Below are 18998 nucleotides of genomic sequence, written 5' to 3' on the forward strand. Positions count from 1 at the left end.
CGCGCCCCTCTCCTCGCTCGGTCACCCGCGCACTCACACGTACTCACGCGTTTTCACGCGTACTCACTCGACCACAAAGGAAGCACACGCATGTCCTCTTCTCCCGAGCAGAACCCCTCCCGCCCCTCCGTCACGGTCCTCGGCCTCGGTCCGATGGGCCGCGCGCTGGCCGGCGCGTTCCTGGACGCCGGAGTGCGGACCACCGTGTGGAACAGGACCCCGGGCCGGGAGGGGGACCTGGTCGCGCGGGGCGCGACGTGGGCCGCGAGCGCCGAGGAGGCGGTCGCCGCGAGCCCCCTGACGGTGATCTGCCTGGTCAACTACGACGCCACCGACTCCGTACTGCGCAGGCCGGCCGTCACGGACGCGCTCAAGGGGCGGACGGTGGTGAACCTGAGCGCCGACGTCCCGGAGCGGTCGCGCGACACCGGCCGCTGGGCGGCGGAGCACGGCGTCGGCTACCTGGACGGCGCCGTCATGACCCCGGCCCCGACCGTCGGGTCGCCCGAGGGCGTCTTCCTGTACGCGGGTCCCGAGCCGCTGTACCGCGAGCACCGGCCGGTGCTCGACGCGCTGGGCGGCTCCCACACCCACCTGGGCGAGGACGTCGGCCGGGCCGCCGCGTACGACGTCGCGCTGCTCGACCTCTTCTGGACGTCGATGGCGGGGTACGTCCACGCCGTCGCCCTCGCGCGGGCGGAGGGGATCACGGCCCGGGAGTTCGCGCCGTTCGCGGAGGGCATCGCGGCGATCCAGCCGCCGCTGTTCCGGGAGTGGGCGGACGACGTGGACGACCGTACGTACTCGGGCGGGATCAACCCGATCACCTCGGGCCTGTCGACCATGGAGCACGTCGTGCACGCCGCCGAGGACCACGGCCTCGACGCGAGCGTGATGCGCGCCGTCGCGGCCCTGACCCGCCGCGCCGTCGACCGGGGCCACGGCGCGGACGGCTTCACCCGCGTGACGGAGCTGCTCGACCTCCGCTGAGGGGCGTCTTCCTCCGCGGTGCGTGGAGGCGCCGAACGGCCGAGTTCCTGATGCCGTCCGGCGGCTCCTCGGTCAGGCTGGGCGGCGGGGGGTCGCCTTCGGGAGCGCTGCCAGGTCTCCCGTCCGATCGAGGAGACCGCGCCATGGTCATGCTGGACAGGGCTTACATCGAGAACCACATGTCGACCGTGCAGAACTACCAGTCCTTCGGACGGAACGTGGTCGAGGGCGGCCTCCGCGAGGCGCTCGCTCGCGTCGACGGAGGGCCCGAGCAAGAGGTGGAGCTCGAAGCGACGGTGAACGTCACGCCCGTGGAGATCGACGAGGGGGGCCCCGAGCCGCGCATGTGCATCCACGTACGGATGATCGTCGGCGGCGTCGAGATGTCGGTCCACATCTACACGGGCGAGCAGTAGCCCCACCTCCCCGACCCCCGACGAACAAGGAGCAGCGCGATGGTCATGCTGGACAAGGCGTACATCGAGAGCCACGTGGCGGGTGTGCAGAACTACGAGTCCTTCGGCCGCAACCTGGCCGAGGCGATCCTCCTGGAGACGATGAAGAGGGTCGAGGACTCGCCGAAGGGGGAGGTCGAGTTCACGGCGAAGATCAAGATCGAGCCGGCCGAGATCGAAGGCCCCGCGCCGAGGCTGTGCATCTGGTTCACCGTGCACCTCGGGGCGATCCCGGTGTGGGTGCACGTCAGCGCGGAGGCCTAGGTCCTGTCCGGCGGATCATGTGACGGTCGCCTCGCGTCGGGAGCATTGTTGGGTTCGTGGGGCGGGGTGATCCGACGAATGACGAGTGGGCGCGACTTGCGCCACATCTGCCGAGGACCGGCGGCCGGGGCGGGCATGGGAACGACCACCGAACAGTGATCGACGGGGTGCTGTTCCAGGTGCGTACGGGAGTCCCGTGGCGGGATCTGCCGAACCGGTTCGGGAGCGGGCATCCACGGACCCGTCCCGACCACTTGGGCGGCGATAAGGCATACAGCTCCCGCTGCAATCGCCGCTACCTGCGCAGACGCCGGATCAAACACACCATCCCGGAACCGAAGGACCAGCGGGCCAACCGCAGGCGCCGAGGAAGTCGAGGAGGCCGGCCGGCGGCTTCGACAAGGAGAAATGCAAGCGCCGCAACGAGGTCGAGCGCACGATCAACCGGTTCAGGCACTTCCGCGCCGTGGCTACGCGCTACGACAAGCGCGCCTACGTCTTCCACGGCACTGTCACCGTGGCCTCCCTCCGCCTGTGGCTCAGTCCGTGCTCGGGCGGATAAAACGGCGGCCGCCTGATCGGCCTCCCTGCCACGATCTGGGTGTGACCACGTCGTTCCTGATGGTCGGCCTGCCAGGGGCCGGAAAGACCACGCGGGCCCGACAGCTCGCCGCGGATCACAGCGCGCTGCGTCCGACGCCCGACGAATGGATGATTCCCCTGTTCGGCGAGGGGGGGGCCGACGGGAAGCGCGACGTGCTTGAGGGACGCATGCTCCGGCTCGCCCTGGAGGCGGTCAGACTCGGTATCAACGTCGTCCTGGACTACGGCTGCTGGTCACGGGACGAACGATCCGCCATCCGCCGGCTCGTGGAGGCCGACGCGGCGGAGCTGTAGGGTCGCCGGCCCGCCGCCCGGGTGGATCGACTGGCGGGAATGGGCCGCCGACCGGTGGCCCTCGTTCGCGTGACTGCTGCGGCCCACGACAACTCAGCAGTACCAGCGGTGCCCTGCACCATCCCGAAATGATCCGCCGGACAAGCCCTGGGGGGTGTCCGGCGGGAGCCGGGCGGCGGCTCCCGCCGTGCCCCGGTGCCGCCGGAGGGCCTTCCGCCGGAGCGTGGCCCCCGTCACCGCCGGTAGAAGATCCGGTCCCCGTACTCCGTCATCACGCGCCCGTTCCACTCGTGCCCGCCGTCCACGTTCCCCGAGCGCAGCAGCGGCGGCTCGATGCCGTGCCGGACGAGCTCCTCGGCGGCGGCGGCGAGGGTGGCCTGCATGAGGGCGCTGGTGACGACGGTGGAGGCGGGCGCGAAGGGGGCCTCGATGCCCTCGTGCGTCAGCTCCGCGTCCCCGACGGCGATCCGGGAGTCGAGGACGATGTCGCAGTGGTCCTTGAGGTACGTCCCCGAGACGTGCCGGGACTTCGTCTCCGTCGCGTACGCCACCGAGGTGACCCCGATGACGGTGAGGCCGAGCGCGCGGGCGTTCATGGCCATCTCGACGGGCAGGGCGTTGCGCCCGGAGAGGGAGATGATGATCAGGACGTCCCCGGCCTTGACGGGGGAGGAGTCGAGGACCGCGCCCGCGAGGCCGTCGACCCGCTCCAGGGCGGAGCCGAGCGTGGCCGGCATGACGTCGACGCCGACGACGCCGGGGACGGCGAGCAGGTTCATGAGGGCCAGGCCGCCGGCCCGGTAGACGACGTCCTGCGCGGCGAGGGAGGAGTGGCCCGCGCCGAAGGCGAAGAGCCGGTTGCCGTTCGCGACGGCCTCGGCGATGGCCTCCCCGGCGGCGGCGATCTCGGCGGAGTCCCCGTCGCGCACCTCCTGGAGCAGGCCGATCGCGGCGTCGAAGAACTGTCCGGCCAGCTTGCTCTCGCCCATCGCGGCGGCTCCTTCTCGTCGTGGTCGCCGCTCACGGTGCGGTCTGGACCTTTGCTCTGTCAATACCGTCTCCGGTACCGCCGGACCCCGGCGAGAGCCGGTTGCCGGTCCGATGCGTCAGAATTGGGGCAGGGCCAGCGCACGACTCATCGAGGGGCACGTATGTCCGGACTGATCGACACCACGGAGATGTATCTCCGCACCATCCTCGAGCTCGAGGAGGAAGGCGTGGTCCCCATGCGCGCCCGGATCGCCGAGCGGCTCGACCAGAGCGGGCCCACGGTGAGCCAGACGGTGGCCCGGATGGAGCGCGACGGCCTGGTGGCCGTGGCGAGCGACCGCCATCTGGAGCTCACCGACGAGGGCCGCCGCCTCGCCACCCGCGTGATGCGCAAGCACCGTCTCGCGGAGTGTCTGCTCGTCGACGTGATCGGCCTGGAGTGGGAGCAGGTGCACGCCGAGGCCTGCCGCTGGGAGCACGTGATGAGCGAGGCCGTGGAGCGGCGGGTCCTGGAGCTGCTGCGCCACCCGACGGAGTCGCCGTACGGGAACCCGATCCCGGGCCTGGAGGAGCTGGGCGAGAAGGCGGAGGCCGAGGCCTTCCTGGACGACTCGATGGTCTCCCTCGCGGACCTGGACGCGAGCGGGGGCAAGACCGTGGTCGTGCGCCGGATCGGCGAGCCGATCCAGACGGACGCCCAGCTGATGTACACGCTGCGGCGCGCGGGCGTGCAGCCCGGCTCCGTGGTCTCCGTCTCGGAGTCCGCGGGCGGCGTCCTGGTGGGCAGCAGCGGCGAGGCCGCCGAGCTGGACGCGGAGGTCGCGGCGCACGTCTTCGTCGCGAAGCGCTGAGGTTCCGTACGCACGGAGCCGAGGCTCTGTACGCACGGAGCCGAGGTCCCGTACGCACGGAGCCGAGGTCCCGTACGCACGGGGCTGAGGTTCCTTACGTACGCAGGTGAGGGGCGCCCGTCGATCGGGCGCCCCTCACCGCTGCCCGGCCCCGGTCACCACCCGGCCCCGGGTCACCGCCCCGTGCGGGTGCTCCGGGCGCCGACGGCCCTCCCGCGCCCCGGTTTACGTCGGAATGGCCACGCCCGCCCCTTCGGCGTGCCACGCTGGTACGAGCCGGGTGCGGAGGGGTGGGGCCATGAGGGCGACGGACGACGCCACCGAGAACAGAGGACCCCGGCGCCCTTGGGCGCCGGGGTCTGTCCTCCCCGGTCATGACCTGGAGCCCCGAGCTCTCAAGGTCACTCCCCTCGGACCGTTTTTCCCCGAGCGGTCCGCCTCCCGCTCAAGATCTCCCCTCGGCAGCGGCCGTCAATCCTTGAGGGCCGTCACTCGAACGAGGGGTGTTGGGTGGCAGAAGAGCATTTTCGAATGCGAGTTCGATACTCTGGCGAGGTTCAACGGAAAAGAGGGGGTGCCGGAGACATGGCGCGACGACTCGACGTCACCGGGGCCGACGGCGTCCGGCTGACGGCCTGGGACTACACGCCCGGCCCCGCAGGCGACGGCACCCGGGCCCCCGTCCCGCGCCCGGGCGGCCACCCCGCCCCGGAGTCGCGCGCCCCGCAGGCCCACCAGCCCCCCGCCCCCGGCGTGTTACTGCTCCACGGGCTCATGGGCCACGCCGGGCACTGGGCCCGCGCCGTGAGCAGGCTCACCGGCGGGCACCGGCTCGTCGCCCTCGACCAGCGCGGCCACGGCGCCAGCGGGAAGCCCGCCGCCGGACCGTTCACGCGCGAGGCGTACGTGGCGGACGCGGCGGCCGTGGTCGAGCAGCTCGGCCTCGGTCCCGTCACCCTCGTCGGCCACTCCATGGGCGCCCTGACGGCCTGGCAGCTCGCCGCCGAGCGACCGGACCTCGTCCGCGCCCTCGTCATCTGCGACATGCGGGCCTCCGCCCTCGGCGCGGCATCGCAGCGCGCCTGGCGGGAGTGGTTCGAGGGCTGGCCGGCACCGTTCCCGTCCCTGGAGGCGGTCCACCGCTGGTTCGGCGACGAGGACCCCTGGGTGGAGACCCCGAACCCGGCCCGGGGCGCCTTCTTCGCCGAGGTGATGACCGAGCACGCCGACGGCTGGCGCCCGGTGTTCGACCCGGGGCAGATGCTGACCTCCCGCGAGACCTGGGTCCACGACGCCCACTGGGACTCGCTCGCCCAGGTCCGCTGCCCGACCCTCGTCGTCCGGGGCCTGGACGGCGAGCTGGGCCGCGCCGAGGCCCAGGAGATGGTCCGGGTCCTCCCCCACGGGGAGTACGCGGAGATCCCCGACGCCGGACACTTCCTCCACTACGAGTGCCCGGACGCGTGGCGCGAGGCCGTGGAGCCCTTCCTGAACGGGGTCCTGACCCCGTAGGGGCACGGGCCCGCCGGGGCGGAGCGGTTCGGGGTCCCGCGACGCCGGGGGTCGAACTGCTGTCGGAGACCGGCTTGTACGCTGCACCCATTCGACGGTCGGACGATCACGGGCATGCGGGCACGGGGCGGACCTCCGGGAACGGGAGCGCGGGAATCTCGGTGTTCGACCCCCATCCGATACGAAGCCGCCGACCGGGCCCCTCGGTCGGTGCGCGGATCGTCTTCGTGGTCGTCCTCGTCGCGATCGTGGCCGTCGGCGCCTGGCTCCAGCGCGACGCCCCCGGCCGGAAGGCGGAGCCGCGTACGGAGTTCACCGCGAGCAACCCGCCCGCCGGTCTGCCGGCCGCGCTCACCACCGGCCAGCACCTCCGCTGGTCCCGCTGCGCCTCACCGCCCGCCGCGCGCACGGGGTACGACTGCGCCACCATGAAGGCCCCCCTGGACCACCGGAAACCGGGGGGCAGGACGATCGACGTCGCCCTGATACGACACAAGGCCACCGGCCCGAACGCCCGGCGCGTCGGCTCGCTCGTCCTCAACTTCGGCGGCCCCGGCGTCTCCGGCGTCAGTGGACTGCCCGACCACCTCGGCCAGTACGCGTCGCTCCTCGACCGCTACGACCTGGTCTCCTTCGACCCGCGCGGCGTCGGCGCGACCCTCCCCGTGCGCTGCGGGAAGACCCCGGAGGACACCGGCTACGAAGGCGGCGACGCCTGCGCCGAGCACTCCGGGGCGCTCCTTCCGTACGTCGGGACCTCGCACACCGCGCGCGACCTCGACCTGATGCGCTACCTCCTCGGCGACGAGCGGCTGCACTACTTCGGCGTCTCGTACGGAACGGCGCTCGGCGCGGTCTACGCCCATCTGTACCCGTCGCACGTCGGGCGGCTCGTCCTCGAAGCGTCCGTCGATCCGACCGAGGACCTGAGCGAGGACCAGGTGTCGCAGGTCAAGGCGGTCCAGGCGGCGTTCGACCGGTTCGCCGTGTACTGCGCGGCCCGTGTCCGCCACTGCCCGACCGGCCACCGGCCCGAGGCGGCCGCGCGACGCATGGCGCGCCTGGCCGACCGCCTGGAGAAGAAGCCCGCCCCGGCCGGCGGCGGAAGGACCCTCGACGCCGACGACCTCGCGTACGCCGTCGGCGACCACCTCCGCCTCGGCACGGACGGCTGGCCGCCGCTCGCCGAGGCCCTCACCGCGCTGATGGACCACAACGACGGCGGTCCGCTGAGCGAGGGCGCGGACGACCCCGGCTCCGCCGACCGCGCGGCAACCCCGCACCACCTCGTCCCCGCCGACCGCGCGGCGGCCCCGCAGGACAACAGCCGCGCCGCGCGGACCGCGATCACCTGTGCGGACTCCAGCCTGCGTCCCGACTTCGAACGGCTCGACAGGGACGCGGCCCGCGTCGAAGCCGCCTCACCCGTCTTCGGCGCGGCCTGGTCCACCGGCGTCTACCTCTGCTACGACTGGCCGTTCGACGGCGAGAGCACCACGCTCCGGGTGGACGCCGACGGCGCGGCCCCCGTCCTGGTGGTCGGCGGCACCGGCGACCCGATCACCCCGTACCCCGGCGCCCGCCGGATGGCCCGCGCCCTGGGCGACGGTGTCGGCGTGCTCCTCACGGTCGAGGAGGAGGGCCACGGCACGTACCCGCGGAACCGCTGCGTCACGGAGGCGGTCGACGCGTACCTCCGCACGGGCCGCACCCCGGCCACGGGGACGGTCTGCCGGGGCGGCATGTCCCGAGATCCGTGAGGACCTTCGCGCCGTACGGCACGGGGTGGACGAACTCCCCTGCCTACCGCGGCGGTTGCAGACCGGATTCCACCCACCACCGGACGCGGCGCCCGCGGGTTCCTCCGTACTGTCGGCGACGACCACACGCTGGGCCGACCACCCAGCACCTCTACGGAGAGGCAGTCAGTGATGCGTACGCAGAAAACGTGGGCCCTGCTCGGATCGGCGGCCGTCATCGGGGGAACGCTCGTCGCCGCCGTCCCGGCCCAGGCGGCACCGCCCGCCCCCTCCCACACCACCGTCGACGCCCCGTCGAAGGCCGCGGCGAGCGCGCGCAAGCAGCGCCGGGACGTCTGCTTCACCGGCGCGTGCGGCAGCGCCACCGTCACCTTCACCGGCCGCAAGAGCGCGTCCGTCAGCATGTCGGTCAGCGACACCAAGTGCGACGCCGACGGCCCCAGGATGCGCATCCACGCGAGTCAGTTCAGCTACGCCAACCAGAAGCCCTACGTGTGGAAGGGCCCCTGGCGCAAGAACACCTGGGGGTGCAAGAAGGGCCCCCAGCCCTGGCTGAACAAGCTCTTCCAGGGTGAGGAGCCGCTGGCCGGCATGCGCGTGGAGATCTGCACGAAGAAGAAGTGCCAGGTCTCGTCCTGGATGTACAACCCGTACTAGAGACGGCCGACCGGGCCGACCCGGCGGGACTCCGCCGGGTCGGCCCGCCGTCACACACCCGAGACGAACGCGGCCCAGGCCGCCGGGGTCACCTCGAAGGAGGGGAGCTCGGTGTCCTTGGAGTCGCGTACGTGGACGGTGTCCGCGCAGGAGGCGACCTCGACGCAGTCGCCGCCCTGCCCGCCGCTGTAGCTGCTCTTGAACCAGTTGAGGTCGGTGCTCATAGCTCTCGTGCCACCTGTTCGATGCGTCGTACGGATTCCTCCGGGGGGAAGGCCTGTGCCCGCAAGGTGCTGTAACGGGCGAAGGTATCTCCCACGTCCGGCTGCTCGCTGAGAAAGTACCTTCCGCCCTGCCCTTCGACATAGACGAGTTGGTTCCGGCGTTCTTCGGTCTCCAGGAGGGTGAAGGGCCCGTTCAGTCCGGCATGGGTCTCCCGGTCCTCCGGCATGAGCTTGATCTCGACGTTGGGCAGCTTGGCCATGTCGAGGATGTGCAGCAGGTTCTTGCGGAGCACGTCCTTCCCGCCGAGTGGCTTGGTCAGGGCGGCCTTCTCCAGGACGAAGGTGATCAGCGGTGCGGGCTTGCGGAAGAACACCTGTTGCCGTTCCAGCCGCGCCGTGACACCCGCCTCTATCTCGTCGCTCTCCAACGGCGGTCGCTCCGACGCGAATACGGCTCGCGAGTAGTCCTCGTTCTGAAGCAGGCCGGGGATCAGGTGGTTGTCGTACTTGTGGATGCCCGCCGCCCTGGCCTCCTCCCACAGGTAGTCCTCGAACCACGCCGCGATGCCGCTCGCCGTCACCTCCTCCGCCACCGCCAGGAGTGCACCTTGTGCACCCGTCATCGCGTCCGCGACGTCGACGAAGTTCCGCTTCGCCCGTCGCTCCCCGCGCTCGATCATCGCCACCTGTGACTTGGAATATCCGGTCTTCTGGCCCAACGCCTCCTGCGAGACGCTCGCGCGCTCGCGGTGGAAGCGCAGGAGGACGCCGAAGGCCTTCGAAGCCCCCGGGGTCCTCTTCTTCTCGTTGTTCACACCCGACCTCCCGAGTGCACAGTCCTGCACAACCGGACTGTGTCGCTGGTCACAGGAGACCACGGCCGGGAAGCTGGCCGCATGAATCTGCGCAAGCCACTTGACAGCGCGCCCACTTGGGTTCCCGTAACCGGACACGCCCTCCGCCACGCGGGCGTGCACTTCGACGCCGTACGGATCGGCGGGTTCCTCGGGGAGGACGTGGCGTACCGCCTGATGGCGTTCACGGACTTCCGGGCCGGGCCGATCGTCCGGGAGTCGAAGGGGGCGCGGAACCTGTACTTCCTGCTGCCGCCCCGTACGGCGGCGGCGTACGCCTGGCCCGCCCCGGCGCGGGCGCTCAGCGGCAACGGCAGGGGAGAGGCGTACGTGGGGATTCCGGCGCTGCACGGGTCGACGTGGCCGCTGGACTGGAGATCACGTCCGACGCTCGAAGATCCGTTCGTGGAGCCGGACTTGTTGCATCAGTTCGTGAAATCTGCTGTACGGTAAATACGTCGTCACGCTCTGTGAAAAGAGCAGCCCCCGAGGGTGCGCCAACACGCCTCGGGGGCCTTCACTTCTGGGCAGCAAGGAAACCACCAGAAATGTTTCGTCATGTTATCGCTCCTGTCCGTTCCTACACCAAGGCTGCGAACGAAGTCGTACGCCATCGGGATCTGAACAGCGACGCCAAGCTCCTCCTCCTCTACGTGCAGGGCCTCCCCGAGTCCGAGGCCGACAGGCCGCTCGGGGAGCACGCGGACGAACTGGGCCTGCGGCCCCGGGAGTACCAGCGGGCGAAGAAGGCGCTCACGGCCGGCGGGTTCCTGCACGAGTGGAAGGTGCAGAAGAGGGACGGCCGTTGGAGCACCCGCCAGCTCCTCTCCAACGTCACCCTTACGCGTGAGGAGGCGTCGGCGCTCCGGAGCGGCGCACCGGCGCCGAAGGCGGGGGACCCGGAAGGCCCGGGTGATGCGAACCCGACGGTCGGTCCGCCGAGGGCACCGGAACTCGGCCGCTCCAACCCCAAGGACGAAGACCGGGAGAAGACTTCTTCCCACCCACCCACCCACCCACCGAAGAGCCGTCGGACGAAGCCGACGGGACCGCTCCCGACGAGCACGACGAAACCGTTCCCGACGAGCACGACGAGACCGCTCCCGAAGTCGCGACGGCCGAGCGCGTGTTGCTCTCGCTCCGGCACCAGAGCCGGGACCTGCGGCTCGGCGTCCGGGAGGCCCGGGGCCTGGCCGAGGCGGCGGCGGAGTGGCTGCGGCGCGGGGCGTCGGTCGCGGAGTTGCGGCACGCCCTGACGGCCCATCTGCCCGCCGACGGCGTGCGGTCGGCGGTCGGGTTCCTCCGACACCGGCTGACGGTGAAGCTCCCGGAGCGCCCGTCGGAGGCCGCCGCCGCCCCGGCCGGGGGCGGCGGGATCGTGATCTGCGAGGGGCCGGGCAAGGAGCACACGTTCCGGCAGGTGGGCGACGAGACCCGCTGCGGCTCCTGCCGCCGGGACCGGGCCCGGACGCGGACCGAGCCGAACGGCGGACCGGTGTCCTGGCGGGACCACTTCGACAAGGTCGCCCGGGGGCTCGTCACCTGAGCCGTACGGTGCGCGGAAAATATTTCAGGGAAAGTCGTCGCCGGATGTAGAAGGGTCGCGTCCGGCTCCGACTGAGGGGTGACAGCGCGCCGACGGGGCGCGCGGGACCGAGGGGACACCCGGGATGAAGTACGTCGCGATGATCTACGGCAACCAGGCCAAGTGGGACTCCTTCCCCGCCGAGGCGTGGCCGGAGGCGATCGCCAGGCAGGAGGCGTTCAACCGGAAGTACCGCGAGAGCGGTGAACTGCTCGGCGCCTACGGCCTGGCGGACGCGGCCGACGCCCGGCTCGTGCGCCGCGAGGACGGCCTCCCGGCGGTCACGGACGGCCCGTACCTGGAGACCAAGGAGTACATCGCCAGCTTCTACATGCTCGACTGCGACAGCCTGGAGCGGGCGCAGCAGATCGCGGCGGACATGCCGTTCGCCGACGTGGAGCCGGTGGAGCTGTGGCCGGTGCTGCACGAGTCCGCGGCGGACGCGTGACCGCCGCGCACCCCGCCGACGCGGCGCACCGCGCGGCCGCGCCCTCCGCCGGGGCGCACCCCACCGCGGTGCGCCCCGCCGCCACCCACCCGGTCGTCGAGGACCTGCTGCGCGAGCTGGCGCCGCAGGTCCTCGGGGCCCTCGTGCGCCGCCACGGCGTCTTCGACGCGTGCGAGGACGCGGTGCAGGAGGCCCTGCTGGCCGCCGCCCAGCAGTGGCCCGGGGCGGGCGTCCCGGACAACCCCCGGGGCTGGCTGCTCACCGTCGCCTCCCGCAGGCTGGTGGACCTGATCCGCAGCGACAGCGCCCGGCGGCGCCGCGAGGACGCCCTCGCGCTCGCCACCCCGCAGGCCGCGCTGCTCGACCACGCCGCCGACGCCGTGCCCGACGGGGACCGGGACGACTCGCTGGCCCTGCTGTTCCTGTGCTGCCACCCCGCGCTGACCCCGGCCGGCCGGATCGCGCTGACCCTGCGCGCGGTCGGCGGTCTGACCACCGCGCAGATCGCGGCGGCCTTCCTGGTCCCCGAGGCGACCATGGCCCAGCGCGTCAGCCGCGCCAAGCAGACCGTCAGGGCCTCCGGGATCCCCCTGGCCGTGCCGGAGGGGGCCGACCTCACCGAGCGGTCGGCCGAGGTGCGGCAGGTGCTCTACCTGGTCTTCAACGAGGGGTACACCGCGACGGGCGGCGCCGACCTGACCGCGCCGGAGCTGTCCGCCGAGGCGATCCGGCTCACCAGGATGCTGCACCGCCTGACGCCCGACGACACCGAGACCGCCGGTCTCCTCGCGCTGATGCTGCTGACCGAGGCGCGCCGCCCCGCCCGTACGACCCCGACCGGGGAACCGGTGCCGCTGGCCGAACAGGACCGGGGCCGGTGGGACCGGCGGCTCGTCGCCGAGGGGGTCGAGCTCATCAGCCGGACGCTGCCGCGCGGCCGGGTCGGGCCGTACCAGCTCCAGGCCGCCGTCGCGGCCGTGCACGACGAGGCCGAGAGCGCCGACGTGACGGACTGGCCCCAGATCCTCGCCCTGTACGAGATCCTGGAGGAGTTCGGGCCGAACCCGGTGGTCACCCTCAACCGCGCGGTCGCCGTCGCCATGGTCCACGGCCCGGCCGCCGGACTCGACCTGGTCGCCGGCCTGGCGGCCGACAAGCGCATGGCCCGCCACCACCGCCTGCACGCCACCCGCGCCCACCTCCTGGAACTCCTCGGCGACCACGGCGCGGCGGCGGCCTCCTGCCGCGAGGCCGCCCGCCGCACCACCAGCACCCCCGAACGCCGCCACCTCACCGCCCGCGCCCACCGCCTGGAGACCCGGGTTTGACCGAAGACCGCCGTGAACCCGCCCCGAGGGTCGGAGCCGAGGATGCCGCGCCCGGCGCGTACCTGGGCGAGCGGCTCGACGCGTACAACTGCGAGGCCACCGGCACCACCCCGACGACAAGGGCGAGCTGTCGGTGAAGGTCATCGACGCGGAGGGCGCGCTCGTGGGCGTGCTGACGGCGTCGACCTGGGGTGGGCTGCTCTCCGTCGACCTGCTGTGGGTGCGGGAGGACAGCCGCGCCGACGGCTGAGGGAGCCGGCTCCTGCGCGCCGCCGAGGCCGAGGCCTGCCGCCGGGGCTGCGACCGCGCCTGCGTCTCCTCGTACACCTTCCAGGCCCCAGGCTTCTACGAGCGGCACGGGTATGTGGAGAAGGGCCGCATGCCTGGGGTCCCAGGCGGCGCGGAGGACGTGTATCTGTGCAAGCGGCTCTGACGAACTGGTGCACGGTTGGCGATGAGATCGTCGGAACCCGCCCGCTCCGCCGTGGGCTCAGCGGCGGAGGGCTTCGGCGGGCGGGATCCGCGCCGCGCGCCAGGCAGGGTAGAGACCGGCGACGACGCCCGTCACGAGCCCGATGACGGGGGCGGCGACTGCCGTCATCGGATGGATTACGGGCGTCCAGTCACGGATCGCGGCGACCGTCACCACTGTCAGAACACCGAGGGATGTTCCCACGAGACCGCCCAGAGCCCCGAGCGCACCGGACTCTGCAAGGAATTGCATGGTGATGTGGCGTCCGCGTGCCCCCAAAGCCCGGCGCAGACCGATCTCTCCGGTCCGTTCCAGGACGGCGACCAGGGTGGTGTTGGCGATGCCCACGGCGCCGATGACGAGACAGATGGTCGCCAGGAGGAGGAACAGCTGGCTCAGGTCGTTGCCGACCCCGCCCCGCAGTGCCTTGGGGTCCGGCGGCGGTACGACCTTGAAGTACTCGGGGTGGTCGGGACGTAGCGCTATCGCGGCTTCCCCGGCAGCCTGCGGAGCGGCGCCGAGTTCGGTCGAGATCAGCATCTTGGCCTCACCTGCCTCGGGACCGCCCCACATCCGCTCTGCCGTCGTACGAGGTACGACGACCGAGAACAGCAGGTCCGCCTTTCGGTCCGTACCGGCGACGATGCCGATGACGGTGAACGGCTGGCTCCCGATGAAGACGGCCGGTCGCGTCTCCAGGGTGGTGATGCCGAGGCGTTCGGCGACGCCCGCGCCGATGACGGCCACGGGTGCGGCTTGATCCGACGCGTAGCCGTCGTAGACCCTCCCCTCGGACAGCTGGGTGCCCGCTGCGGCGAACGTGCCGGGGGAAGCGGCCACGACGCCGACGGTGTTCCCGATACCGGCGTCTCCCACGACGGCGGAGGAGCGCACGGTCCGGTCCTGCGGCAGCCGGACGGGCCAGTACACTCCGGCGTGCTCGACACCGTTCAGGCGCTCGATCCGCGCGTCGGCGTCTCCCGGGAAAGCGGGGCCGGCGAACTCGTTCTGCTCGTGGGCGATGTCTTCGACGGTCACCTCGGTCGCGCTCAGAGCGTTGAACCGTGTGTCGATCTGCGACGAGGTGGTCGCCGTCAGCCCCAAGATCGCCACGAACGTACTCACCCCGAGGACCGTGCCGAGAGCGGTGAGCGTGGAGCGCCCGGGGCGCTGGAGCATTCCCGCAAGAGACTCGCTGAGCACGTCGCGCCAGCCGAATACGGAGGGCCGAATGCGGACCGTTCGTCGTACGCGCCTCACCCGAGGACCTCGCGGGTCGCCGTTCCCGAAAGGCTCAGCACGCCGTCCCGGATGGTCACCGTGCTCTTGGCGCGGGCGGCGACTAGGGGGTCATGGGTGATCACGAGTACCGTCATGCCGTCCCTGTGCAGTTCTTCCAGAAGGGCCAGCACCGAGTCCGCATTGGTCGTGTCCAGGTTTCCCGTCGGCTCGTCGCACAGGAGCAGGGAGGGGCGTGTGACCAGTGCCCGGGCGATGGCCACGCGCTGTCGTTCCCCGCCGGAGAGCCTCGTGGGCAGGGAGTCGATGCGGTGTCCCAGGCCCACTTGCCGCAGTGCCCGGCGTGCCCGGTCGGCGCGTTCCCTGCGGGGAGTGCCGTTGTAGACGAGGGCGAGGGCGACATTCTCCAGCGCGCTGCGCTGGGGCAGGAGGTGGAAGGACTGGAATACGAACCCGATGCGCAGTCCGCGCAGCGCGGTGCGGTCGGCGTCCCGCAGGCTGCCGGTGTCGATGCCGTCGAGAAGGTAGGTCCCGCTGGTAGGCGTATCCAGCAGGCCGGCGATGTTGAGGAAGGTGGACTTCCCCGATCCGGAAGGGCCCACCACGGCGAGGAAGTCACTCCGCTCGACGGTCAGATCGCAGGGTTGGAGGGCAGCCACCGGGGGAGGTCCGGGGTAGGTCAGCCCGATCCGCCGGAACTCGATGACCGGCGTCTCGGGGTCGGTCATGGTCTCCCTCACGGGGAGCTCCCCTTGCGGGACGCGCCCGTGATCACCTGATCGTCCTCGGCGAGCAGGCCGGCGGTCTTCGGTGTGACGGCCACGAAGCCGTCTCCAGCCGTGCCGGTGCGGACCTCCACCTGGCGGCGGTCTCCGTCCGCCTCTACCACGGTCACGGTCGTCAGCCCGTCTGCTCCGGAGCTGATCGCGGTGATCGGGACGACCAGAGTCTTTCCGCCCGTCGACGCCGCGATGACGGTCACCCGTACGTCCTGGCCCGTCAGGTCCGCCTTCAGCGGTGTGCTGGGGGTGATCTCCACCAGCCAGCCCGCCCCGCCTTGCGGAGTTGTGACGTCTCCATTCCGGGGGCTCCCGTCGTCCTGCCCCTGACCGGCCGCCGATGCCGCCATCAGCCGCTTGTCGGTGACCGAGGTGACCTGGCCCTTCGCGGAGGTTCCCGTCACCTCGGAGTACATCTCGGCCTCGCGCCCGACCCGGATGAGGTCCTTCTGGTACTCGGGGACGTACGCCTGCACGACGAGCCTGCCGGAGGAGAGCGTCATGGCGGTCCCGGTGGCCTCTTCACCCGCCTTCGCGACAACCGCGTTCACCCGGGCGGGGAAGCTCTTGAGGAAGACGACCTCGGCAGCGGGCAGGGTCGGCCCGGACGCCTTCTCGGCGGCGGCCAGGGCCTTGCGCGCCGTGGCCAGGTCCTCTTGGGCCCTGAGCACGGCCTTCCGCAGGTGGCCGTCATCGCCCGCTGCGGTGGACGCCGATCCTTCAGGTGTTGCTGTCCCGTCCTTGGCGTCGGCGGCGCCACGCGTGCGTGCGGCGTCCTCGGCGTCTTCCAGGGCGCGCTCGGACGACGTGACCCGAAGCCCGGCCTCCGCGACCGGATCGCCTTCCTCCGCATGCGCGGGAACCGGGTCGTACCCCAAGGAGGCGTAGAAGGAGTTGAGTGCGTTCTTCGTCCCGGTACCGAAGCCGCCTGCCGCGTCGGGTGCCGTGTCGTGGCCGATCTTCCTTAGTGCTTGCTGCAACTGACGCACGTCGTCGCCCGTCGTGCCCGGACGCAGGTCACGGTAAACGGGCAGGGTGCCTTCCAGGGCGAACACGGGGCGCCCGGACACCTCCATCAGGACCTGCCCGGCCCGTACGGTGTCCCCCGGGCGCACGGGAACCTTGGTGATGACCGGTCCCGTCCCGCCTTCACCCGCGGCGCCCCGAGGAGTCACCTCGACCATCTGTTCCGCCACGACTTCACCACGGGTGATGACGGACGAAGTGAGCACCCGGTGTTCCACCGGCGCCGTCAGCAGGCTGGGTGGGGGAGCAGCTGCCTCCGCAGCCGCCTGTGCGGTGGACTTGACCAGCAGCGTCGCCCCGAGTCCACCAAGCGTGACGCATACGGCGCCCAGCGCGATGGCGGCCACCCACCGCTGCCGGCCGGTCGTGCCGATCCTGCGAGAGGCGGTGCCGACCGCTTCCGGTATGTCGTCTCGCTGCTGTTCCACGTCTGTCGTGACGTCTGTGACCCGCGACATCGCTCCCCTTCAGTTTCAAACGCCGGAGTGGGCGGCTCAGCCGCCGACCATGTCGCCCGCGGCCCCCTCGCCGGGAGCGCACTTCGCCAGGGCGACCTGGAATTCAGGGGTGCGGTACTGCTTCCTCTGCTCGTCCGTCAGCTTCGCTTCCCCGGTGGCCGGGTCCGGGTACTCGAGGAAGCCGTTCTCGCGCAGGCAGGCGGTGACTTCCTCGGCCCGGGCCAGGAACTGCGACGGAACGGGTGCCGTCACCTCGGGAACGCCGGTGGGGAGCTGGTCCTGGCACTTCAGTTGGGCCTCCAGCATGGTGGCCTCCTCGTTCACGTCCTTATCCACGCGCAGCTGGCCGTCGTCACGCTTCTCCAGGACGAGGCCGTTCCTTTCGAGACACCGGTAGTAGGCCTTCTCCCCCGCAGCAGCGGCGGAGGACTGGGCCGCCTTCGCGTCGGTCGAGCCGCCGCCGGAACATCCGGTGAGGAACGCGGCGGCGCAGAGTGCCATCGCTGCGATTCCGGAAGCGGTAGGACGGACGGGCATAGGGACTCCGGTGAGAGCGTACGAAAAGGTGGGAACAGGCAGTGTGATCCCACTTGACCAGTTCGAGCCAAAAGAAGGCTGATTATGGCGCCACCTGATCGTTTCGGGCGGAGGCAGCGAGAATAGATCCGCTGAGAAGCGTCTGTCCACCGGCCCTGAAACCCTATGGACGCCCCTCTCTCCTCCGTGATCAAATCAAGCGCTTCATGACCTGATCTCCACGTTCGGCGTGAGCGTCACCCGAGCTTCCAACCTCGACGAAGGGTAGATCGATGGGAACCAACCGAATGATCCGTAAGGCTTCGGCCCTTGCGGTGGCAGTGATGGCAACGGGCGGGCTCGTCCTGGGTACGGCTGGGCCGGCGGCCGCGGCCTATCACGACGACGGCTACCTCGAAGCCGGCGAACTGGGTCTCTACTACAACTCCAGTCAGCTCGGTTGCGTCTTCGACCTCTACGTCTACGACAATAACTTCGCTGACAACCGCTTCAGAGACCCGCGCGGCGTCAACTGCAACGGCGAAGGCCAGACCACGAACGACAACGTGGCTTCCTACTCGAACCGTTGGTCCGGTACCTACTACGTGTGGACCGACGCCTACCGTGGAGGCATCCGGGGTTCGCTTCCCGGTGGATACAGCGGCGATGCCACCGACAACTTCAAGAACAAGATCTCGTCGAGCGCAGACCACATATGATTCGGCGTTATGCCGCGGCCCTCGGGGCGATCCTGGCCCTGGGGGGCTGCTCCGCCACCGACGCGGGCAGCTCGGCCCAGAGCGATGCCGAACCACCCCTCGGCTCTACGCCCGCCATGCTCAAAACCGCTGGTGTGAGTTTTCCGCTGGACGCCTACGAGGCAACTCCCGAACAGCAGGACGCGCTCTCCCGGGCGCAGCACACACTCACCGGTCGGTGCATGACCAGGTTCGGCTTCACCTTCCAGCCTCCCCAGCAGCCTCCCGTCTCCGGCAGCGAGTCGAATACCCGTGTCTTCGGCCTGGTCGATCCGGACACGGCCGCCCGTTACGGGTACCTGAACCCGAGCATGGCGGACACTTCCCGGCAGAGGAGATCAGAGCGACCGCTCACCGAGACCGAGCAACTGGCGCTCATGGGCGAAGACGACCTGAACCCGGCCGACCTGCCCCGGAACCTGGAAGAGGCCGAGAAGGGCGGCGGAAGCGATGTGACGTTCAACGGGCAGCGACTGCCCGTCGGCGGTTGCATCCGCGAGTCGTTCCTCAAGCTCTACGCGCGCAAGGCGAACGAGGTCGACATCCTCTTCGTGTTCAACCTCAAGAGCGAGGCGGAGTCCAAGGCGCTCGAGGACTCCCGGGTCCGCGCGGCCTCCAAGCGCTGGTCCGAGTGCATGGCGAAAGCCGGTTACACGGTCAACGACCCCATGAAGGCCCCCATGGAGATGGGCTTCTCCGAGAACGCGTTCTCCAGTCCCAGGGCGATCACGGCCGCCAAGGCCGACGTGCGCTGTAAGCAGCAGGTCAATCTGGTGGGGGTGCGTTACACCGTGACGGTTGCGTATCAGAAGCAACTGATCGAGAAGCACGCCGAGACCCTGTCCCTGGTCAAGCAGCAATTGGAATCCCGACTGACCCTCGCCGCATCCCTGGCGCGCTGAACAGGGCTTGAGCCTATCGCCCAGCCGTGGTCG

General features: G+C 70.9%; 21 protein-coding genes and 2 pseudogenes. 16 read left to right on the forward strand and 7 right to left on the reverse strand.

Annotation, left to right across the window (positions count from 1 at the left end; genetic code table 11):
- Positions 1-90: 90 nt before the first annotated feature.
- From ACFY7E_RS01075 to ACFY7E_RS01095, 5 genes and pseudogenes are all read left to right on the forward strand, one after another.
- Complete coding sequence (locus ACFY7E_RS01075) at positions 91-990, forward strand: NAD(P)-dependent oxidoreductase (protein WP_389479353.1); 900 nt, start codon at positions 91-93, stop codon at positions 988-990.
- A gap of 143 nt (positions 991-1133) precedes the next feature.
- The gene (locus ACFY7E_RS01080; RefSeq protein WP_389479355.1) at positions 1134-1406 is read left to right on the forward strand and encodes a hypothetical protein; all 273 of its coding nucleotides are present in this window, start codon (positions 1134-1136) and stop codon (positions 1404-1406) included.
- 39 nt (positions 1407-1445) lie between these two features.
- Positions 1446-1709, forward strand: a complete 264-nt coding sequence (locus ACFY7E_RS01085) for a hypothetical protein (RefSeq protein WP_389479357.1) — start codon at positions 1446-1448, stop codon at positions 1707-1709.
- Between the two features lie 56 nt (positions 1710-1765).
- A pseudogene (locus ACFY7E_RS01090) lies at positions 1766-2271 on the forward strand (transposase).
- Between the two features lie 41 nt (positions 2272-2312).
- Positions 2313-2679 (forward strand): annotated as a pseudogene (locus ACFY7E_RS01095) (AAA family ATPase).
- A gap of 160 nt (positions 2680-2839) precedes the next feature.
- Here ACFY7E_RS01095 and ACFY7E_RS01100 read toward each other — a convergent pair.
- Positions 2840-3595: an SIS domain-containing protein gene (locus ACFY7E_RS01100; RefSeq protein ID WP_389479359.1), complete on the reverse strand. Its 756-nt coding sequence runs from the start codon at positions 3593-3595 to the stop codon at positions 2840-2842.
- 162 nt (positions 3596-3757) lie between these two features.
- Here ACFY7E_RS01100 and ACFY7E_RS01105 point away from each other — a divergent pair, with 162 nt between their 5' ends.
- The 4 genes from ACFY7E_RS01105 (at position 3758) to ACFY7E_RS01120 (ending at position 8376) form a co-directional block, all read left to right on the forward strand.
- Complete coding sequence (locus ACFY7E_RS01105; protein WP_121828282.1) at positions 3758-4447, forward strand: metal-dependent transcriptional regulator; 690 nt, start codon at positions 3758-3760, stop codon at positions 4445-4447.
- Between the two features lie 585 nt (positions 4448-5032).
- Positions 5033-5959 (forward strand): alpha/beta fold hydrolase, encoded by a 927-nt coding sequence (locus ACFY7E_RS01110; RefSeq protein WP_389479361.1) that lies wholly within the window; start codon positions 5033-5035, stop codon positions 5957-5959.
- A gap of 161 nt (positions 5960-6120) precedes the next feature.
- Positions 6121-7719 (forward strand): alpha/beta hydrolase, encoded by a 1599-nt coding sequence (locus ACFY7E_RS01115; protein WP_389479363.1) that lies wholly within the window; start codon positions 6121-6123, stop codon positions 7717-7719.
- 171 nt (positions 7720-7890) lie between these two features.
- The gene (locus tag ACFY7E_RS01120) at positions 7891-8376 is read left to right on the forward strand and encodes a hypothetical protein (protein ID WP_389479365.1); all 486 of its coding nucleotides are present in this window, start codon (positions 7891-7893) and stop codon (positions 8374-8376) included.
- Positions 8377-8426: 50 nt separating this feature from the next.
- Here ACFY7E_RS01120 and ACFY7E_RS01125 read toward each other — a convergent pair whose 3' ends face one another.
- Positions 8427-8600 (reverse strand): DUF397 domain-containing protein, encoded by a 174-nt coding sequence (locus tag ACFY7E_RS01125; protein ID WP_389479367.1) that lies wholly within the window; start codon positions 8598-8600, stop codon positions 8427-8429.
- Positions 8597-9415, reverse strand: coding sequence for a helix-turn-helix domain-containing protein (locus ACFY7E_RS01130; RefSeq protein ID WP_389479369.1), 819 nt, complete (start codon positions 9413-9415; stop codon positions 8597-8599). The genes ACFY7E_RS01125 and ACFY7E_RS01130 overlap by 4 nt, the downstream gene beginning before the upstream one ends.
- Before the next feature lie 81 nt (positions 9416-9496).
- On the opposite strand from ACFY7E_RS01130, the gene ACFY7E_RS01135 reads away from it, so the two are divergent.
- The 5 genes from ACFY7E_RS01135 (at position 9497) to ACFY7E_RS01155 (ending at position 12952) form a co-directional block, all read left to right on the forward strand.
- Positions 9497-9907, forward strand: coding sequence for a hypothetical protein (locus tag ACFY7E_RS01135; protein ID WP_383434586.1), 411 nt, complete (start codon positions 9497-9499; stop codon positions 9905-9907).
- Between the two features lie 673 nt (positions 9908-10580).
- The gene (locus tag ACFY7E_RS01140; protein ID WP_389479371.1) at positions 10581-11000 is read left to right on the forward strand and encodes a hypothetical protein; all 420 of its coding nucleotides are present in this window, start codon (positions 10581-10583) and stop codon (positions 10998-11000) included.
- 124 nt (positions 11001-11124) lie between these two features.
- A complete protein-coding gene (locus ACFY7E_RS01145) occupies positions 11125-11487 on the forward strand; it encodes a YciI family protein (RefSeq protein WP_389479373.1) in 363 nt (120 codons plus the stop codon).
- Between the two features lie 68 nt (positions 11488-11555).
- Complete coding sequence (locus ACFY7E_RS01150; protein WP_389480990.1) at positions 11556-12815, forward strand: RNA polymerase sigma factor; 1260 nt, start codon at positions 11556-11558, stop codon at positions 12813-12815.
- Positions 12812-12952, forward strand: coding sequence for a hypothetical protein (locus tag ACFY7E_RS01155; RefSeq protein WP_389479376.1), 141 nt, complete (start codon positions 12812-12814; stop codon positions 12950-12952). The genes ACFY7E_RS01150 and ACFY7E_RS01155 overlap by 4 nt, the downstream gene beginning before the upstream one ends.
- Positions 12953-13305: 353 nt before the next feature.
- Here the strand turns inward: ACFY7E_RS01155 and ACFY7E_RS01160 are convergent, their stop codons facing one another.
- The 4 genes from ACFY7E_RS01160 to ACFY7E_RS01175 all read right to left on the reverse strand — a co-directional run bounded on the left by ACFY7E_RS01160 (position 13306) and on the right by ACFY7E_RS01175 (position 17290).
- Positions 13306-14466, reverse strand: a complete 1161-nt coding sequence (locus ACFY7E_RS01160) for an ABC transporter permease (protein ID WP_389479379.1) — start codon at positions 14464-14466, stop codon at positions 13306-13308.
- A gap of 77 nt (positions 14467-14543) precedes the next feature.
- Positions 14544-15254: an ABC transporter ATP-binding protein gene (locus ACFY7E_RS01165; protein ID WP_389480992.1), complete on the reverse strand. Its 711-nt coding sequence runs from the start codon at positions 15252-15254 to the stop codon at positions 14544-14546.
- Between the two features lie 8 nt (positions 15255-15262).
- On the reverse strand, positions 15263-16759 hold the full coding sequence (locus ACFY7E_RS01170) for a peptidoglycan-binding protein (protein WP_389479382.1): 1497 nt from the start codon (positions 16757-16759) through the stop codon (positions 15263-15265).
- A 66-nt stretch (positions 16760-16825) separates the two neighbouring features.
- Positions 16826-17290 carry a hypothetical protein gene (locus tag ACFY7E_RS01175; protein WP_389479384.1) on the reverse strand — a complete coding sequence of 155 codons (465 nt, stop codon included), beginning with the start codon at positions 17288-17290 and terminating at the stop codon, positions 16826-16828.
- Between the two features lie 308 nt (positions 17291-17598).
- Here ACFY7E_RS01175 and ACFY7E_RS01180 point away from each other — a divergent pair, with 308 nt between their 5' ends.
- Positions 17599-18024: a hypothetical protein gene (locus ACFY7E_RS01180; protein WP_389479387.1), complete on the forward strand. Its 426-nt coding sequence runs from the start codon at positions 17599-17601 to the stop codon at positions 18022-18024.
- Positions 18021-18965: a hypothetical protein gene (locus tag ACFY7E_RS01185; protein WP_389479390.1), complete on the forward strand. Its 945-nt coding sequence runs from the start codon at positions 18021-18023 to the stop codon at positions 18963-18965. Before ACFY7E_RS01180 ends, ACFY7E_RS01185 begins: the two co-directional genes overlap by 4 nt.
- The last annotated feature ends 33 nt before the right edge of the window (positions 18966-18998 follow it).

The organism is Streptomyces sp. NPDC012825, from assembly GCF_042900925.1.
Classification (GTDB): domain Bacteria; phylum Actinomycetota; class Actinomycetes; order Streptomycetales; family Streptomycetaceae; genus Streptomyces.

What these genes read in the sequence shown, in the direction of transcription:
- ACFY7E_RS01075 (WP_389479353.1), top strand. Translation starts at nt 91, where the DNA reads ATGTCCTCTTCTCCCGAGCAGAACCCCTCCCGCCCCTCCGTCACGGTC.
- ACFY7E_RS01080 (WP_389479355.1), top strand. Translation starts at nt 1,134, where the DNA reads ATGGTCATGCTGGACAGGGCTTACATCGAGAACCACATGTCGACCGTG.
- ACFY7E_RS01085 (WP_389479357.1), top strand. Translation starts at nt 1,446, where the DNA reads ATGGTCATGCTGGACAAGGCGTACATCGAGAGCCACGTGGCGGGTGTG.
- ACFY7E_RS01100 (WP_389479359.1), bottom strand. Translation starts at nt 3,595, where the DNA reads ATGGGCGAGAGCAAGCTGGCCGGACAGTTCTTCGACGCCGCGATCGGC.
- ACFY7E_RS01105 (WP_121828282.1), top strand. Translation starts at nt 3,758, where the DNA reads ATGTCCGGACTGATCGACACCACGGAGATGTATCTCCGCACCATCCTC.
- ACFY7E_RS01110 (WP_389479361.1), top strand. Translation starts at nt 5,033, where the DNA reads ATGGCGCGACGACTCGACGTCACCGGGGCCGACGGCGTCCGGCTGACG.
- ACFY7E_RS01120 (WP_389479365.1), top strand. Translation starts at nt 7,891, where the DNA reads ATGCGTACGCAGAAAACGTGGGCCCTGCTCGGATCGGCGGCCGTCATC.
- ACFY7E_RS01125 (WP_389479367.1), bottom strand. Translation starts at nt 8,600, where the DNA reads ATGAGCACCGACCTCAACTGGTTCAAGAGCAGCTACAGCGGCGGGCAG.
- ACFY7E_RS01135 (WP_383434586.1), top strand. Translation starts at nt 9,497, where the DNA reads ATGAATCTGCGCAAGCCACTTGACAGCGCGCCCACTTGGGTTCCCGTA.
- ACFY7E_RS01145 (WP_389479373.1), top strand. Translation starts at nt 11,125, where the DNA reads ATGAAGTACGTCGCGATGATCTACGGCAACCAGGCCAAGTGGGACTCC.
- ACFY7E_RS01160 (WP_389479379.1), bottom strand. Translation starts at nt 14,466, where the DNA reads ATGCTCCAGCGCCCCGGGCGCTCCACGCTCACCGCTCTCGGCACGGTC.
- ACFY7E_RS01165 (WP_389480992.1), bottom strand. Translation starts at nt 15,254, where the DNA reads ATGACCGACCCCGAGACGCCGGTCATCGAGTTCCGGCGGATCGGGCTG.
- ACFY7E_RS01175 (WP_389479384.1), bottom strand. Translation starts at nt 17,290, where the DNA reads ATGGCACTCTGCGCCGCCGCGTTCCTCACCGGATGTTCCGGCGGCGGC.
- ACFY7E_RS01180 (WP_389479387.1), top strand. Translation starts at nt 17,599, where the DNA reads ATGGGAACCAACCGAATGATCCGTAAGGCTTCGGCCCTTGCGGTGGCA.
- ACFY7E_RS01185 (WP_389479390.1), top strand. Translation starts at nt 18,021, where the DNA reads ATGATTCGGCGTTATGCCGCGGCCCTCGGGGCGATCCTGGCCCTGGGG.